General features: G+C 41.3%; 17 protein-coding genes. 6 read left to right on the top strand and 11 right to left on the bottom strand.

Annotation, left to right across the window (positions count from 1 at the left end):
* Positions 1-50: 50 nt before the first annotated feature.
* From FNW02_RS31720 to FNW02_RS31680, 9 genes are all read right to left on the bottom strand, one after another.
* The gene (locus FNW02_RS31720) at positions 51-1,292 is read right to left on the bottom strand and encodes a sodium/proline symporter (protein WP_225226043.1); all 1,242 of its coding nucleotides are present in this window, start codon (positions 1,290-1,292) and stop codon (positions 51-53) included.
* Positions 1,293-1,421: 129 nt separating this feature from the next.
* Entirely contained in the window at positions 1,422-2,339 is a 918-nt protein-coding gene (locus FNW02_RS31715) for a manganese catalase (protein ID WP_191761416.1), read from the bottom strand.
* 537 nt (positions 2,340-2,876) lie between these two features.
* A complete protein-coding gene (locus FNW02_RS31710; protein WP_191761415.1) occupies positions 2,877-3,218 on the bottom strand; it encodes a cupin domain-containing protein in 342 nt (113 codons plus the stop codon).
* 65 nt (positions 3,219-3,283) lie between these two features.
* Positions 3,284-4,468: a Gfo/Idh/MocA family protein gene (locus tag FNW02_RS31705; RefSeq protein ID WP_191761414.1), complete on the bottom strand. Its 1,185-nt coding sequence runs from the start codon at positions 4,466-4,468 to the stop codon at positions 3,284-3,286.
* Positions 4,469-4,641: 173 nt separating this feature from the next.
* Positions 4,642-5,811, bottom strand: coding sequence for a zinc-dependent alcohol dehydrogenase (locus tag FNW02_RS31700; RefSeq protein WP_191761413.1), 1,170 nt, complete (start codon positions 5,809-5,811; stop codon positions 4,642-4,644).
* A gap of 204 nt (positions 5,812-6,015) precedes the next feature.
* Positions 6,016-6,402, bottom strand: coding sequence for a hypothetical protein (locus FNW02_RS31695; protein WP_191761412.1), 387 nt, complete (start codon positions 6,400-6,402; stop codon positions 6,016-6,018).
* Between the two features lie 179 nt (positions 6,403-6,581).
* A complete protein-coding gene (locus tag FNW02_RS31690; protein WP_191761411.1) occupies positions 6,582-7,280 on the bottom strand; it encodes an SRPBCC family protein in 699 nt (232 codons plus the stop codon).
* 427 nt (positions 7,281-7,707) lie between these two features.
* A complete protein-coding gene (locus tag FNW02_RS31685) occupies positions 7,708-8,796 on the bottom strand; it encodes a DJ-1/PfpI/YhbO family deglycase/protease (protein WP_191761410.1) in 1,089 nt (362 codons plus the stop codon).
* Positions 8,797-8,898: 102 nt separating this feature from the next.
* Positions 8,899-9,297 (bottom strand): DUF2267 domain-containing protein, encoded by a 399-nt coding sequence (locus FNW02_RS31680; protein ID WP_191761409.1) that lies wholly within the window; start codon positions 9,295-9,297, stop codon positions 8,899-8,901.
* A gap of 355 nt (positions 9,298-9,652) precedes the next feature.
* On the opposite strand from FNW02_RS31680, the gene FNW02_RS31675 reads away from it, so the two are divergent.
* The 6 genes from FNW02_RS31675 (at position 9,653) to FNW02_RS31650 (ending at position 14,408) form a co-directional block, all read left to right on the top strand.
* Positions 9,653-10,051 (top strand): DUF6335 family protein, encoded by a 399-nt coding sequence (locus tag FNW02_RS31675; protein WP_191761408.1) that lies wholly within the window; start codon positions 9,653-9,655, stop codon positions 10,049-10,051.
* Between the two features lie 605 nt (positions 10,052-10,656).
* Positions 10,657-11,148 carry an orange carotenoid protein N-terminal domain-containing protein gene (locus FNW02_RS31670; RefSeq protein ID WP_191761407.1) on the top strand — a complete coding sequence of 164 codons (492 nt, stop codon included), beginning with the start codon at positions 10,657-10,659 and terminating at the stop codon, positions 11,146-11,148.
* A 616-nt stretch (positions 11,149-11,764) separates the two neighbouring features.
* Positions 11,765-12,538, top strand: coding sequence for a nucleoside phosphorylase (locus FNW02_RS31665; protein ID WP_191761406.1), 774 nt, complete (start codon positions 11,765-11,767; stop codon positions 12,536-12,538).
* Between the two features lie 282 nt (positions 12,539-12,820).
* Positions 12,821-13,393 (top strand): retropepsin-like aspartic protease family protein, encoded by a 573-nt coding sequence (locus FNW02_RS31660; RefSeq protein ID WP_191761405.1) that lies wholly within the window; start codon positions 12,821-12,823, stop codon positions 13,391-13,393.
* Between the two features lie 61 nt (positions 13,394-13,454).
* Positions 13,455-13,937 (top strand): hypothetical protein, encoded by a 483-nt coding sequence (locus FNW02_RS31655; protein ID WP_191761404.1) that lies wholly within the window; start codon positions 13,455-13,457, stop codon positions 13,935-13,937.
* Between the two features lie 90 nt (positions 13,938-14,027).
* Positions 14,028-14,408, top strand: a complete 381-nt coding sequence (locus tag FNW02_RS31650; protein WP_191761403.1) for a ribosomal maturation YjgA family protein — start codon at positions 14,028-14,030, stop codon at positions 14,406-14,408.
* Between the two features lie 14 nt (positions 14,409-14,422).
* On the opposite strand, the gene phnM is transcribed toward FNW02_RS31650, so the two are convergent.
* Together phnM and phnL are read right to left on the bottom strand one after the other, a co-directional pair.
* Positions 14,423-15,619 carry a phosphonate metabolism protein PhnM gene (gene phnM / locus FNW02_RS31645; RefSeq protein ID WP_225226041.1) on the bottom strand — a complete coding sequence of 399 codons (1,197 nt, stop codon included), beginning with the start codon at positions 15,617-15,619 and terminating at the stop codon, positions 14,423-14,425.
* A complete protein-coding gene (gene phnL / locus FNW02_RS31640) occupies positions 15,609-16,361 on the bottom strand; it encodes a phosphonate C-P lyase system protein PhnL (protein ID WP_191761402.1) in 753 nt (250 codons plus the stop codon). Before phnL ends, phnM begins: the two co-directional genes overlap by 11 nt.
* Between the last annotated feature and the right edge of the window lie 19 nt (positions 16,362-16,380).

Here is a 16,380-nt window from a genome sequence, read left to right as displayed (position 1 = left end):
ATTCTTGCAGTGTGCTGCGCTCAATCGCATGATTCATTTAGGTAAACCAGTTAGCTACAAAGTGGAAAATTAATTCGCCCTTCTATTGAGTGAAGTTTATCTTTTTTCCGTTTCATGCAACAAAGCCATACATTACTATCACCTGCTAAGGCAATACTTAAAACTATCATTGCCACAGTCAAAGTTCCTAACTTTGCCAGTTTGTAAGAATTAGCAAACTGAGGAAAAATATCTTGTGTGATCGCTGCTGAACAACAGAGAATTTGAGAATCTGCGGTAGACATCGTAGCAGCAAACACTCCTGCTAGCATCAGTCCCACAAAGACAGCAGGTAGAAACTCTTGTGCTAAATAGGGCAAAGCCAACTCTGGATCGCCCCCAGTCATCAATTCTGGTAAAACTACTCGTGCTGTCAAGCCAATACCAATAGCAGAAAAAGAATTAACTAGACCACAAGTAGTTTTGATATTGAGAGCATGATTTACATTTTCAGCCGAGTCAATCGCCATTGCCCGTGTCAATATGTGAGGTTGACCGACTACACCAAACCCAGCGACTATCCAACCAAATAAAAAGGGCAAAAAGCCTAGAGGGAGATTTGTCGGACTCAAATTAACTAGTTGTGCATCAATAGCTGCCAGTTTTGTCCAAATTTCTCCTAATCCCCCAGAGTTGACAACTGCAACAATCAACAGCAGCAGCAACGAACCAATCATGATGATCCCTTGTACTGCATCTGTCCAGATTTCAGCACGGACGCCTCCAGAAAAACAGTAAATGACGACCATGATCGCGCCAAGCACAATTCCCCAGTAGTAGTCCCAACCGAACACTACATTAAGTGCTTTACTGCCGGCGACAAGTTGTGATGCAGCATAAGAACCAAGAAAAGCAATAATAATGATAGCTGAGACAATAGAAATCCAGCGATCGCCTGAAGTATTTTGAGCTAAAAAAGCAGAGACAGTATCAGATGATTTTTCCTCAGAAATTTGTCTTAACCGCTTGAAAAAAAACCACCAAGCAATATAGTCTCCAATTGCCCAACCAATAACTAACCAAATAGCAGAGATTCCGATCTTGTAGGCAAAACCAACTTGACCCAAAAATAATAAGCCACTCTGACCTGTTGACATGGCTGATAGTGCTGTTAACCAGGGATGTACCCCTCGACTCGCCAGTAAGTAATCAGCAGTTGTGTTTTGCTTATGGCTTGCAGAGTAAATTCCTACGAAGATAATTAAGGCAAGAAAACTAATGAAAGTAACTGCTATTAATAGTTGATTAGTCATAGAGAATTAGGGGAATCTTGTAAGAAAATTCCTAGTATTCTTAATTACCGCCTAATTCTACCAACTTACGCCTACCTACTTCTTAGACTCAGATACCCGACTTCTCTAAGAAGTCGGGTATCTTGTTGTTTAGCTGCTGATAGTCTTGCGCTGAATCACAGTTGGTGCACTAGAGCCGTTACCTTGTGCCTGTGGGTCTTTCGGCGTACCATGCAGACGGGGATCGGGCTGGGGTGGATTCGGTTCTGGCCCCAGTGGTTGGGGATTTGCAACATACTGGAATTCACCTTTACCATCCATTGAAGGGCCTTTTGCCCAGCGCCCTTGGGCACTTTCCTCACCCTCGGAATTATTCCAGAACTGATAGGCAAACTCGTTCTTCCCATATTCGTGTGCAACACTGGGAACAACTACGTCCTCAAACCCTTCACTTTTCAGGTCTTCAATCGCCGCTAGCCACTGGTTTTGATGCATAGTGTCGCGGGCGATCATAAAACTGAGGTGGTCTTTCACTCCTGGATCGTCTGTCATTTCATACAACCGTACAGCCTGCATCAGACCTTGAGATTCAGCATGAAGATTAGAACGAAAGTCTGCCAAGAGATTACCACTAGCGACGATGAAACGACCGTTCCACGGGAACCCAACGCTATCGGCTGGCATTGCACCCAAACCGGAAACAATGGCGTGTTGCGGGTTCATAGCTGCTGCCATAATTACATCCCGTGGGTTACTACCGCCCATCACCGCACCCACAACCGCATCTTTTGCACCGTCTTCTTGATCTTTGATCGGTGCTTTATCCAGCAGATGGGCGATCATCGTGGCTAGCATTTCGACGTGACCTATTTCCTCAGTACCAATGTCGAGCAACATATCGCGGTACTTGGCAGGGCCTCGACAGTTCCAGCCCTGAAACAGATATTGCATCATCACGGTCATTTCACCAAAGCTGCCGCCGATGAGTTCTTGCATTTTCTTTGCGTAGACTGGATCTGGCTTTTCAGGTGGCGTAAAATACTGTAGTCTTTTATTGTGATAAAACATTTGAATTCCTCGTTAATGGCAGATAGCGCTGACACAAAATCAAACTGTTGCCAAACTTTTATCTGATATTTGTGTTGCCTTTACTTATCTAGGAAACTAACCAAATGTTTTATCTTCATCAGCCTCTAGTCAGATAAAAAAAATACTTTTAAATAAGTATTTTGACTGAGATTTATTTGTTTCTAGTTCTGTCTGGGAATGGATTTCAGAAGGCTTTACTTTCTTTTAAGAATATAACCAGGCTCTAGTAGTTCACCAACCCAATTTTGCCGTGTAGGCAAAGCAGGGGGAGAGGTGCAGCAGGGGGAGCAGGGGGAGAAAGAATTCTTTTTCAATAATGCTTTTTCTCCCCCAGCCTCTCCAGCTTCCTCAGCCTATCACCATGCAAAGTTTCCTTGGCAGACTACTAGTCTAGTAACTGTGAATTTGCTTCGTCGTCAGGTACGGACAACTCAAAGAGTAGCTTGTAGGGTGGGCATTATAATGCCCACCCTACTATCAGCTTTCTCGTTCCTGAAGATTTCAGACAACTACAAATCAGCTTTCATCTCGCCCGTGGACTTGAGCAGGTGGACTAGTTGCCTCAACTGCGGTGAATGGTTCCAAAATTTTGTATGTGTGCGATGCTCCTTTTGGTACTACCCAGGAACTCCCAGGTTCTAGTAAAATCGTTTGCCCTTCAATATGCAACTCTGCACGTCCATTAATTACATAACCCACAGTTTCATATTCTCGCGCGGTTGGTTCTTTGGCTTCACTTGGTTGCTCGTCTTCCCAAAGACGCATAGCAAGAGATTTACCTGAAGCAAGATACTTCTGACCAAGTTTACCTTTAGGGGAATGGGTAGAGTCTACTTTGATAACGGTTTTATCAGACATAATTTTTTACCTTTTTGACTTGGGTATGAGAGACGTTGCAATGCAACGTCTCTACAATGGTTTATCTAAACTTTGATTGTTTTGCCAGTGCGAGCTGCTTCATAAATTAGCTGCATCAATCTGACATCTTGCAAACCTTCCTCGCCAGGAGTTTTGGGCTGTTTGTTTGCCATGATGGACTCGGATAAATGATCCATCTCTAGGGCGAATTGGTTTTTTTCCTGAATATTTTGTTCTTCGTTACTATTCTTTCGCTTGATTATCAGCCGATGTTGGTAGTAGTCGGTCGCCGGGTCTAACTCTAAAACTGCGTCAGAGCCGAAAACTTGGAGGCGCTTGGTATCTGAGTAGCCGTAACTGGAGGTGCAGTTAGCTAGGACACCACTCGGGAAACGCAAAACAAAGTTGACATTTTCCTCTACTTCCCGAAACCTGGGGTCGCCAGGGGTGCTGTAGCTCATGGCGCTAATTTCTTGTGGTTCTTCGCCTGTGATGTACCGCGCCGCTTGCAAGCTGTAAATCCCAATATCATAAAGGGAACCGCCGCCAGCTAGTTTTTTGTTGGCACGCCAGCGATCTGCTGGGTCTTTAGGATCGAGGTTGCGCCCGTGGTCAGAGGTTATGGCTTTCAATTTGCCGAGTTTGCCGCTTTGTGCCAATTCGATCGCGGCGAGGTTGTATGGTTCATACTGAGCACGGTAAGCGATCATTAACTTGCGATCGCTTTTTTTGGCAGCTGCAATCATCGCTTGGCATTCTTCTACAGTGTTCGCCATTGGCTTTTCACACATGATGTGCTTGCCAGCTTGCGCTCCGCGAATGCTGTATTCTGCATGTAACCCGTTGGGCAAAATGATATAAATAACATCTACCTCTGGGTTATCGCGGATGGTGTCATAGTTTTGGTAGTTGTAAATGTTTTTTTGGTTAACACCGTATTGCTGGGCTAAACGCTCGGCTTTGGTGCGATCGCCACTTACTAACGCTACCAACTTTGAACGCTTACATTCGCCAAAGGACGGCATAATCTGTTCTGTAGCAAATTTTCCCAAACCAACAACCGCCCATCCTAACTTTTTTTCGGGAGGTAGAGATGGTTCTTTTGTAGGTGCTGGCCCTGCTTGAGCTAAGGTACGAGTCGGTTTTAAAATTGTTCCTATCGTACCAAAGGTGCTGACAGTTATTAATCCAAAACCTGCTTTGTACAACAGAGTCCGGCGCGTAAGCTCGGATTTGAGAGAGTCAAACATGGAATGGTTAGAGTAAGGAGTTTATCGTTCCCATCAGTCTGGGAATGCTTTATCGTGGTTTGCTGACTTATTTTCAGAACTTACGCAAAATCATGAAAAAACAACCGCAAAGGACACATTCGTGGAGCGTCTGTCTACGACACGCTACGCGAACGCAGAGAAGAAATAAGAATTTATGGTTTGAGTACAACTTTGATGCAGTTATCTTTTTTGTGCTTAAAAATTTCGTACCCGTGAGGCGCTTGTTCTAGAGGTAATGTGTGAGTAATGATGAAGGTTGGATCTATTTCACCGTTTTGGATGTGTTCTAGTAAGGGTCGTAAATATTTGTGGACATGAGTTTGTCCCATTTTCATGGTTAATCCCTTGTTCATCGCCGCACCCATTGGCACTTTGTCTACAAAACCACCATATACACCTGGAATTGATACGTGACCACCTTTCCTACAAGATACAATTACTTGTCGTAATGCCGTGGGGCGGTCTGTTTCTAGACGCACTGCTTGCTTTACTTGGTCGTACAATGCCATAAAATCTGTGCCGTGTGCCTCCATTCCCACTGCATCAATGCACGCATCAGGGCCACGACCGCCGGTCATTTCTTTGAGTGCTTCGCCAACATCTACTTCTTCGTAGTTGAGAACTTCAGCTTTGCCGTATTCTTTAGCCATTTGCAAGCGTTCGGGAACGCGGTCAAAAGCGATAACGCGTTCTGCACCTAGCAGATATGCACTTTTGATGGCGAATTGCCCAACTGGGCCACAGCCCCAAACCGCGACTATATCACCGGGTTGGATGTTGCAGTTCTCGGCTGCCATATAGCCGGTTGGGAAAATATCGGTTAAAAATAGTACTTGCTCATCCGTTAAACCATCAGGGATTTTGAACAAGCCGACATCTGCAAAGGGCACTCGTGCATACTCTGCTTGACCACCAGCGTAACCGCCGAATAAATGAGAGTAGCCAAATAGACCTGATGGTGAATAGCCCATTTGCTTTTCTACCATCCAAGCATTGGGGTTAGAGTTGTCGCACAGTGACCATAAATCCCGATTGCAAAAAAAGCAGCTGCCACAGGATATTGTAAAGGGAACAACGACGCGATCGCCTATGTTCACATTTTTGACTGCACTCCCAACTTCAACGACCTCCCCCATGAATTCATGGCCAAGAATATCGCCCTTCTCCATTGTGGGGATATAGCCGTTATAAATATGCAAATCCGAGCCGCAAATTGCTGTAGAAGTAATTTTAACAATGGCATCACGTGGGTTGATAATTTTTGGATCTGGAACTGTTTCAACCCGTACATCGTTAGATCCATGCCAGCAAACTGCTTTCATGATTATTATTCCTTAGTCACGTTAATTTGTAATTCACTCTGGGGCTACGCCCTGCTGCGCTCTCAGCGTAGCTATGCCGCAGGCTTTACCTAATTAAATTCTCGGTCAATTATGAAGGAAGGGGGAGTCAAGAATACTCAAGAGTTATGCTCAACCTTGAATATTCAATAGACTCCCCTGTTACTCCATCCTTAGTATGTGGGATTATTTCTCTTGGTAATATCCCTCATTATTTCCAGTTATTGGCTTAATAGTATCCTCTGCTTTTTCTTTAGTTGACTGTAAAAAGTTTTTGGTGCTTCGAGGTAGTGGCTCATCAAGGTTGAGCTTTTCTCGAATATTATCAACAGCGCTTTTTGCACTTTTTCCAGTTCTGTCAGCTGCCCGATTTGCTTTGTTGGTCAGGTCGTTTACATCACTGTCAGGTACTCCTTTGTAATAAGTACCTTCTGGAGTTGTCACAGTGTTAGCAGCATGTGCTTGCAGTGTAGTGCTATAGCCAAAAGCCTGGACTGCAAAAAATGTAATTGCCACAAGAAAAACTGTCAGAATTTGACGCAGGTTTTTTAGCAAAGAACTTACTTGATTCATTAAAACTCTCCGATTTATCACATGTACCCTGGTAATTAGCTAGTAGTAAATGCTCACAACTAACCTCTTATCCATTTCGTGGTTTCAACACAACTTTGATGCGGCTGTTTTTTGATGTTGAAAAATCTTGATTTGATTTGTCATTCGCTTTATCCAAATGACAAACGAAGGACAAAGCACTACTGATGTCCAGAGGGTTGTCCTTCGGTGGTAGCGATTTCGCCTGCTTCCATTAACATTTTGAAGCGACGTAATTCATCACCAATTTGCTGTTCTGGTTCTTCACCAAAAAGTTTAGCAACAACAGATGCTAGCGCTCCACCCGGTGGATTATACTCTAAGACAACCTTGACTTCCGTGCCGCGATCGCCTGATGCTTTTTGGAAGCGAACAAAACCAGAATTATCCACATCTGCACCTTCTACAGAAGCCCAAGAAATAAATTCATTTTCCCGGTCTTCCAGAATGTCTGCATCCCATTCCACACTGTTACCCAAGGGTGCGTTAGCAATCCAGTGTGAACGTTTTTCGTTATAAACTTTCACAGATTTGAGATGCTTCATAAATGTGGGCAGATTCTCAAAGTTGTGCCAAAAGCGGTACAGTTCATCTGCTGGTTTATTGATTGTTACCGTCTTTTCAACTTTAATAGGTTGGTTTACTCCCATTGCTTCTTGTGCTTGCTGAATTGTGCTTTGTTTGGTTGCACCTTGATAAATCAAACCCCCACCAGCAAGAGCTGTCAGCGCTCCCCGTAAAGAGCCTTGTCTTAAACCCATTAACACCAGCGCCCCACCGCCTATAAGAGATGCCCAGCGCTCGGTTTCACTAGCTTCACTTTGACTGATATTCGGATTATCTCCAGATGTCGAAGTCACTTTTTTATCTCCCAATCAATTCTTTTCTATTTCGGGTTTTTGCCTCTCATGCAAGCGGCAGAGACGCTATGTATGCATTTCTAGGTAGAATTTGGCAAGAATGATTCATATCACGCACAGAGAAGTTTGTAGCTTGCTTTCCTACGAAACGCTACGCGAACCCGCAGGGTGCGGCGGTTTCCGTCGTTAGCGCAGCTTGCTGTAGATATCTGAACTTCTCTTATGGTCGCCGCTGCATGTAGCTTGCTTCCCTGAAAGGGTACGATGGGCGCAGACAGGATGAGGAATTTTGAACTGAACCTTCTTCAGTTCAAAACTACTAAGTATTCTTTAAATCCCAGTTATGCAATCAATCTAGCTTTTGTGTAAGCTTTGGAACTAAAGGTGAGTTTAAATCTCTAGTTGTGCAGCGCCTCTTCAAGACTTCTTACATTGACATAGCAGCACCCGTAGTTGGCTGGGGAGGATTAGTCTGAGTACCTATCCGCGCCTGATACAGCTTTATCAATTGCTGTTCGTATTCCCTCAAATCGTTATAAATTTGTTTGAAAATAGCAGTTGCTACTGGGTCAGTGTAGGTTGCACACAAATTACCAATATCACCAATACCCGTTTGTACATCTCCTAAAGCGGAACGTAACTGATATATGTCATCACTACCTGTTAAGGCAGTTTTTACTTTGGCATATTGATTGGCAATATTTGCGGTTAAAGATGGTTTCTCGCCTAGTTTGTGAAGATAAGTTTCTAGCTTCTCAATGTGACGCTGCTTATTAGTAATCATCTCTTGAAAGAGCGATCGCACTTCTGCATCTGATTCTTTTTCAGCGTATTTTTGTAAAGCTTCTAATGAATAGCGTTCACCAGCAAGAGCAGTATTCAAACCTCTGGCGATATCGCCTTTAGTTGAGCCACCCCAAGCATCAGCTAGTTTCCACCATTCGGCGCTTGCATCTTGCTCATTTGGTAGTGCAGCATCTTTGCCACCGTAACCCAAGCGGCTCAAAATAGCTGTGGTGAAAATTGGCAAGTCTCCGGGTTCACGCGAGGTAATCAAATTGCTATCAACTACTAGCGACTCATCTATGTAATTTGCACCTGCATTGATGATGTCTTTACGAATAGCACTAAAGCCAGTAGCTTGCTTACCTTTGAGCAAATCGCTTTCTATCAATAATTGTGGCCCGTGGCAAACCGCAGCTATCAATTTTCCTTGCTGCATCGCCTCTTGTACAAAACGGACTGTGTTGGGATTCCGCCGCATTTTGTCGGGAGCCATTCCACCAGGAATGATTACTGCATCGAATTCTGATGCGATCGCTTCTGTTGTTGTGCCATCGGGCTGCATGTTAAGTTTACCGCGTTTACCTTTATATTTTTCATTCATGCGCCCACCGAGTACAACAACCTCTATCCCCGCTTGTTTCAGCCCATTATAAGGAACTGTAAATTCTGCATCTTCTACATCGTTTTCAATGAGGATAGCAACTTTTTGCTTACGAGAATGCTGAGTCATTGGTATTACCTGTTTCTTCCTGGGTTTTAACTAGCTAAAATATTAAGTAGCTAAGATTCTTCTCTTAGCTTGCAGTACTTGTTGGGGATTTTAAATTTTTTCTTATGCAGATGCTTCGCTTGTTGGTGTAGCAAACAACTCTTCGTAATCGTGAGAGAAATTGCTGTGAAAAGCGGCAAATGTTTCCGGTTTGACAGCACTTTGCAATACAGCAAATACGGCCCGAACATGAATTGCAGCTGTAGTAGGTTCTATATTCTCTTTTTGACTCGCACGGGTAATAAACTCTTGCAAGTTAAAATATTTATTTGATTCTTCCTCTTTTCCTTGTAGATATTTGCCTATTTCTTGGGGTAATTGGGTAGCTAAGTCCTGCGCTTTATCAACAGGAATACGTTCTTTTACGGTTTCCAGTGTGGCACGGGTAGAACGTTCTGCCTCTTCACGAGAATCTGATTGAGCAAGGCTTTGTACGTGTGTAATAAACTCGTTGTATTCCACTTTCTACCTCCGCTTCTCAATATTAATCTTGGTTATTTAGCATTCAGGTAGTTAAAACCATAAGTAAAAAGACTAGCTAAATTTCTTGAATGTTGCTGGATAAAAAAATCATGAGTTAAAAATCTTTGGTTGGGCAATAAAGTTAATAACTTATAACTCACAACTAAAAATTTTAACTATGACAAGTACAAGTTACTTGACTTGTGAATTCATAGTTACAATCTTAGGCTGTAACTACTTGCTTAGCTTCGTACTAAGGGGATAGATTTTTTTATTTCTAAAGCTATACATCTTCGGTAGGACAACCTAGGGACAGGAAAACGTTATTGTAAGAATGCAGAAAAAGGCTAGTATCATGGCAGAAAAAAATCATAATGACGAAATTGAAACCAATGATTTGCCGCAGGAAATTACTGAGTCCTACGGTACTGGTGTGAAAGACTTGCCAGGATACAATGTTGGTGGGCGATCGCTACGAGACAAAAAACGCGAGTATACAGAAACCAGTCCAGAACTCACCGGTGGTGATCCTGATGCTTATTGGGAAGACGCAGATGCAGTAGGGGATGAAGCTGTTGGTGGTACTGCTCCCACTCCCGATCAAAATGTAACTGAAGAAATAGAAGCAGCAGTCGGTCTAGAAATGGATGATGCTGCATTTCTCCGCACCAACGATATTTTAGAAGAACGGGACGATTCTCGCTGGGAATTAGATCCAATGTCTTCCGAAGATTACCAAAATCGGCGGGAGTAAAAGAGTCTCAGCGCCTACCGATACTTGGATAAAGTTTAGTTAAGCATTTTTTTCTTCTCTTTGCGTCCTTCGTTTTGGAAGGTTCTGATGGTCGCAAGCTTTTCTTACAAAGTCCAGAGCGGAGAAAGCTTCCGCTCTGACTTTGCGCTCCGTTCAGACTTTCCGCTGTGTCCTTCTCTAAGAGACGCTACGCTTTGGCGGAACTTCTGTCCTTTAAAAAATTGAATTGGACAAATAATTTTAGCCTTAACTGAACCGTATTTAGATAAAAGTATAATTCGAGTTTTCATTCGGAGTTTCAAGTTTTGCTCTTGGAACTCCGATTTATAAGTTTGGGAACCTGAAGTTACAGATGTTCTCGCTAGGTGGTAAGGGAACAACAAAGTTCCTTAATTTACCATATATAACATAATTTTTACTTTATATTATATTTATCTAACTCCAAATATTTCTAATACAGAACTACACTCCGCTCGATTGATATTCTATTTTTAATTGTTATTCTCTTTGATTTAGATACATATCTACCTTCAGCAAGGTAAAACGCCAAATATACATTTGATATTGTTATTGCTAATAGATATTAATTGCAATCGGAGTTGATAATGACATACACCCAAACTGGCGATCCAACTATTCGCGAACATGTTCAAGCTTGGCAAAAATTGGATGTTGATCAACAGCTCGCATTATTTTGGTTTATTTACAAAGAAATGGGTAGCTCAATTACACCTGCTGCTCCTGGCGCAAGTACTGCTTCACCAGAAATTGCCGAAGGTTTATTTAATCAAGTTAAGGAATTATCTCACGAAGAACAACTGCAACTTCAACGTGACTTAATTAATAAAGCAGACAGCCAACTTTCTCGTCAATACGGCTCTTTGGGTGATACCACCAAGCTGCTGTTTTGGTATCGACTGTCTCAAGGGATGGATAATGGTACTATTATTCCTGTTCCCTCTGATTATCAACTACCTTTAGAAGCGGAAGCATTATTTAACAAAATTCAAGTCATACCTTTTGAGCAGCAAATTACTCTTTTCCGTGATTATGTTGCGCCAATGGGTGCTGAACCTAAAGCAGGTGCGGAAATTTAGAAATTTTGAACTTTTTTACGGTACTTAAGTATCCTTTTGTAGCTTTTGGATAATGGCTGTTAACTCTAAAGTGCCGAATAAAACGTAATTATCACGAATTGGGAACTAGTAATTATTACTAATTCCCAATTTTAAATTTAAAATTATATTTTTATCTGCTACTTTATATAATTCAACAAAGCAAAACCTATAAATAAATACAGAGCAAGAAATAAAACTCTCACTCTGCAATCATCAATCTCTATCATTGGTACAGTTGCACCCTAAATTCATTCCGCCCTTTGTTTTATATTTAAGAGTTTAAGTTTAATTATGGTTTATGCCATCTGTCTTACGAATGGTTTAAATATATTGCTCTTGCTTTACTTGAGTTTCTCTTTATATTGTTTATTAAGACATAAGTTTCTAAATTTTCATAAAGACATAATTGAGAAAGTTAAACTTTTTACGTTGCAGATACAAATAGTTATTTTACTATTTAATCCAAAATTATAACTATTGTTATAAAACTGTCATTGCTCGGTAGTCATAAATATATAATCATAGTTATTTTAAGAATAAACGGATTACACGGTGAATTATTGCTAGACAAAGTTAAAGTAATTTTTCTCACCTTATGACTAATAAAAGCTTATATCATATTGGCTTTGGACAAGATGATTTAGGTGCATCTGCTCCTAGGATTGCTTTATTATCTGGCGATCCTGAACGTGCGTGTTTAATTGCTCAAACTTATTTTCAGGATGTGCGCTTATTGTCAGAGAATCGGGGACTCAATAGTTATGTGGGAAACTTATCAAATGGTCGTAGCATCTTATCTGCTACCAGTGGTATGGGTGCGCCTTCACTAAGTATTGTAGTCAATGAATTAGTACAAGTTGGAATCCGACAAATTATTCGTATTGGCACTTGCGGCTCAATTCAACCTTATGTAACTGTTGGTAGCATTGTAATTAGTAGTGCGGCATTGTGTCGCCAAGGTGCAGCAAATGACATTGCACCTGTGGAGTATCCAGCCGCAGCTGAGCCGTTTCTTACAGTTGCCTTAATTAAAGCAGCACGAGAATTAGAGATTGAGCATTATGTAGGAATTACGGCATCAGTGGATACTTTTTATGAAGGACAAGAACGGAGCAATTCAGCAAACCCAAATTTAATGCGATCGCTGCATGGCATTACAGAAGAGTATCGGCGCTTGAATGTTTTGAATTACGAAATGGAATGCGGCACGCTGTTTAAAATGGCTGGTGTATATAATTTTGCCGCTGCCGCTGTTTGCGGTGTAGTTGCTCAGCGCACCTTTGCTGAAAATGTGATTTTGTCAAAGAAAGATATTGCTGTGAACAATGCGATCGCCACTGCTATACATGCAATAGCTAATCTTGAATGAGTTAACAAATCTCTAGATATATCTTTAAATTTCCATTATCTAACTTCTTAGTTTGTCATGTTTTCATGTAGTCTAAGTAGTTTTATCATGTCTTTACTTAAACTTTAATTTAATATTAGTGTTTATATGTACTATGTATTTAGTAGGATACAATTTTGTTTTATACAAATATCCAAAGTTAGTAAAAAAAATGAAAATTTATAAACAAGCGTTAGTTTATTAAGCCAAATAGAACACATTATTTATCAACATTTATATACAAATTCGGAGAATCAAAATAATATGAAAAATGCTTTAAGATATTGGTTTAAAACCATTAATGTAACTTTAATAGCTGTAATGCCAACTTTGATATTCTTGCCATTACCCCAACGGGCAATAGCTGAAGATCCAGGAGCATGTTTTATGATTACCACCTCTGGTAAAACAGTAGGATTGGCAAACCTTTGTGGTGGTATAACGATAACGCCGCCCTCAAACAACAACAATAAAGTTTTTCGGATTCCGATTAAACGCCGTCTTGGTGGAACTCCTATAATTGATGTCACGTTCAATGACAAACAATCCTTTGAGATGATTGTAGATACAGGTGCAACTGGTACTCTTATTACTCAAAGTATGGCGAGTACACTTAAACTCGAATCTACAGGTTTAATGCAAGCTCAAATTGCTGATGGTAGCCAAGTACAATTCTCAACTGGTAAAGTAAAATCTATTGCAGTTGGTGGAGTCATAGCTAATAATATTCGAGTTGCGATCGCTCCCAAAGCAGGCATCGGACTACTAGGTCACGATTTCTTTGGCAACTACGATATCAAAATTCTAGAGAAAGAGGTGGAATTTCATCACCGCTAATAATTGCATTTTTTAAAGATGTAGTATGCTACATCTGGTATCAAAAAATAAGTTCAAAGTTATGAGGAAAAACCCTATAGGATTACTGCTTGGTGGAGTAATTATCAGCTTCGGACTGTCGTCCTTGTTAGCTCAAGCACAACAGCAAGCTTCCGATGCTCAAGTCGCGGCAATTGTAGAAGCACTGCGACTAGCTGCACCGCAGACTGGTAACTCAAACGATGGACTTTACAGTGAGTGGCAAGTTAAACCAGAAACCCTCAAAGGCTGGTCGAAATATTGTCTTAAACGAGAACTAACACCAACGCAGTTTGAAAATAGTCCTACGACGGCACGTCAAGTTGTATCGTGCATTACACGCCGTGAATTAAATAACCAGTTTCGCGCCACCAGTAATAATCAAACTGCGGCTGTGCGTGGTGTAGCCTGTTGGTGGATGACTGGTAGATACACAGGTTGTAATAGCGGTTTCACTGCTGATTATGTTCAAAAAGTTGTCAGGTTTTACCAACAGCAGCGTTCAAAACCACCTGCACCAAATTGATTGGCGTTTTGGATGTAAAACAGTCTCCAACGGCAGACCAAGCATGAAGCAGCAAAGCAAATAGGTGTTTCTTTATCGCTATCTATTCTCATGTTTACATTCAATAAAAAATATTTCTACTTCACACTTGTACTATTTTTAATAGAGGTATGTATTGCCGTTTTTGTCAATGATAATTTTATCCGTCCCTTTATTGGTGATGTTTTAGTAGTTATACTACTTTATTGCTTTGTTAGAACTTTTTGGAAGATACATTCATCCATCGTTGCTTTATCAGTTTTTGCATTTTCTTGTACTATCGAGATTCTCCAATATTTTAATTTTGTAAATATTTTAGGATTACAAAATTATAAGATTCTGGCTATTGCATTAGGAAGTACATTTGATTGGAAAGACATAATTGCTTACGCAATAGGTACTATAATAATCCTATTATTGGAAAATAAAACAAATAGAAAAGTAAAAACTTAAGTCATGATTTTAACTTAAGCAACACGATCGCCTCGGCAAATAGTTGCACTCAGGCGGGGTACAATGCCATCATGAACAGTGATAAAATCGGCTCTTTTTTCTACTTCTAAACTACCGCGATCGCAAAATACATTAATGGCTTTAGCTGGGTTGCTGGTAAATAATTGCATAGCTTGAGAAATAGGCTTGCCAGTCTTATGAGCAATTATCCACATCGATTGCAATAGGCTTTGAGGAACGTAATCAGAAGAAATCACATCAACTAAGTTGTGCAAAACAAGTTCCATAGCTGAAACATTACCAGAGTGAGAACCACCAAGCACTAAATTAGGCGCACCCATCAAAACTTGTAATCCCAAACTGTGTGCTACTTTGGCAGCTTCTAATGTAGTAGGGAACTCAGCTAGCACTACTCCATCTTGCACCGCTTCCTGGACGTGTTCCACGGTGGCATCATCATGACTTGCTAAGGAAACACCTTTGGCTTTGGCGAGTTCTACTAGAGCTATACGGTTTTTCTGTGCATATATTTGTTGTTGTTGCTGACGAGTGATGATAAAATCGTCAATTTGGTCAGGAGTAATACCATGTTTACCCATGTAATACTCTTTAAACTTGTTTAATTGGACAAACTGCCGTTGACCGGGAGTATGATCCATCAGCGAAATCATTGATAAAAGAGGATGATCTGCGTATTGTGCTGTAATCTCATAAACCTTGTCATAAGCCAGTTCACAGCGCAGATGAATGCGATGTTCTACACAAAAGCGTCCGGCGGCTTGTCTTTGGGAGATGACATCAATCATCGGCGCATAGTTAGTTAAGCGAGGAGAGCCAGCCGCCACATCACCAATTGCGATCGCATCACATACTGTTGTTACTCCCGCACTGGCTAAATCTCGGTCATGATAAACTGCTGCGGCTTCTAAAGGCCAGCGAATACCAGGACGGGGAGACATACAGCGTTCAAGATTATCGGTGTGTAACTCAATCAATCCTGGTAATAGATAATCTCCCTGACCATTTTCACCATGACTTACAACCCCTGGCTGAATATCAGCAATCAATCCATCTCGCACTACTAAAGTACCCAGCAGCTCTTGATCTGGGAGTTGTAGACGATAGTTAGTGTAAATCTGTTCACTCATACTAATTCGTAATTCGTAATTTTTAATACTGGCATCATCCTGTTTTGGTAAATCACCTGTCAAAAATTAATTCGCGGTTACAAAGTTGCGTAGACGCGGAGCGGCTTGTCGCTAGACCTCGCACTTCTTCATCGTGAAAAATACCAATTAAGGCACAGCCTTTAGCTTTTTTCTCTTGCAACATTTCAATGACTACTTGGCGATTGGTAGCATCTAGGGCTGAAGTTGGTTCATCTAGTAGCAAAATGGGATAATCAACTGCTAAAGCACGAGTAATATTTACCCGTTGCTTTTCGCCTCCAGAAAAGGTCGTGGGCGAAAGATGCCACAGTCGTTCTGAGAGGTTGAGGCGACGAAATAAGTCTTTAACTTTGTTATATGCAACATCTATATCTACCCCTAATTCCAACAGTGGTTCTGCGGCAACTTCTAGCGCTGGCACTCTAGGAATTACTCTTAAAAACTGGCTGACGTACCCAATGGTTGTTTGCCGGACTGCTAAAATTTCGTGGGGAGCGAGTTGACACAAATCAACCCAATCTTCTTGATGCTTGATCCAAACTGAACCACTATCAACGCGATAGTTAGCATATAAACAGCGCATAAATGTAGATTTCCCACTGCCGGATGCTCCAGAAAGGGCGACACATTCCCCAGCATTAACGCTCAAGGAAACACCTTCTAGCACTGATAGATTAATGCCTCCTTGCTGATGCAGAACAAAACTTTTTCGCAAATTCTCAACTTGCAAAAGTGATTGCCCAGAAAAATCTACTGGACGATGATTAACAGTTAATGATTGCATGGTTAAAAGTTAAGATAAC

The organism is Komarekiella delphini-convector SJRDD-AB1 (assembly GCF_014831675.1).
In the GTDB taxonomy this organism is placed as follows: Bacteria; Cyanobacteriota; Cyanobacteriia; order Cyanobacteriales; family Nostocaceae; genus Komarekiella.
Note: the sequence above shows the minus strand (reverse complement) of the source record. Positions and strands in the feature narration are given on the sequence as shown.

Bases quoted from the DNA above. Each gene is read 5' to 3' on its own strand.
- FNW02_RS31710 (WP_191761415.1), bottom strand. From the start codon at position 3,218: ATGTCTGATAAAACCGTTATCAAAGTAGACTCTACCCATTCCCCTAAA.
- phnL (WP_191761402.1), bottom strand. From the start codon at position 16,361: ATGCAATCATTAACTGTTAATCATCGTCCAGTAGATTTTTCTGGGCAA.
- FNW02_RS31715 (WP_191761416.1), bottom strand. From the start codon at position 2,339: ATGTTTTATCACAATAAAAGACTACAGTATTTTACGCCACCTGAAAAG.
- FNW02_RS31650 (WP_191761403.1), top strand. From the start codon at position 14,028: ATGTTTACATTCAATAAAAAATATTTCTACTTCACACTTGTACTATTT.
- FNW02_RS31700 (WP_191761413.1), bottom strand. From the start codon at position 5,811: ATGAAAGCAGTTTGCTGGCATGGATCTAACGATGTACGGGTTGAAACA.
- FNW02_RS31665 (WP_191761406.1), top strand. From the start codon at position 11,765: ATGACTAATAAAAGCTTATATCATATTGGCTTTGGACAAGATGATTTA.
- FNW02_RS31660 (WP_191761405.1), top strand. From the start codon at position 12,821: ATGAAAAATGCTTTAAGATATTGGTTTAAAACCATTAATGTAACTTTA.
- FNW02_RS31655 (WP_191761404.1), top strand. From the start codon at position 13,455: ATGAGGAAAAACCCTATAGGATTACTGCTTGGTGGAGTAATTATCAGC.
- FNW02_RS31670 (WP_191761407.1), top strand. From the start codon at position 10,657: ATGACATACACCCAAACTGGCGATCCAACTATTCGCGAACATGTTCAA.
- FNW02_RS31720 (WP_225226043.1), bottom strand. From the start codon at position 1,292: ATGACTAATCAACTATTAATAGCAGTTACTTTCATTAGTTTTCTTGCC.
- FNW02_RS31675 (WP_191761408.1), top strand. From the start codon at position 9,653: ATGGCAGAAAAAAATCATAATGACGAAATTGAAACCAATGATTTGCCG.
- FNW02_RS31685 (WP_191761410.1), bottom strand. From the start codon at position 8,796: ATGACTCAGCATTCTCGTAAGCAAAAAGTTGCTATCCTCATTGAAAAC.
- FNW02_RS31705 (WP_191761414.1), bottom strand. From the start codon at position 4,468: ATGTTTGACTCTCTCAAATCCGAGCTTACGCGCCGGACTCTGTTGTAC.
- FNW02_RS31695 (WP_191761412.1), bottom strand. From the start codon at position 6,402: ATGAATCAAGTAAGTTCTTTGCTAAAAAACCTGCGTCAAATTCTGACA.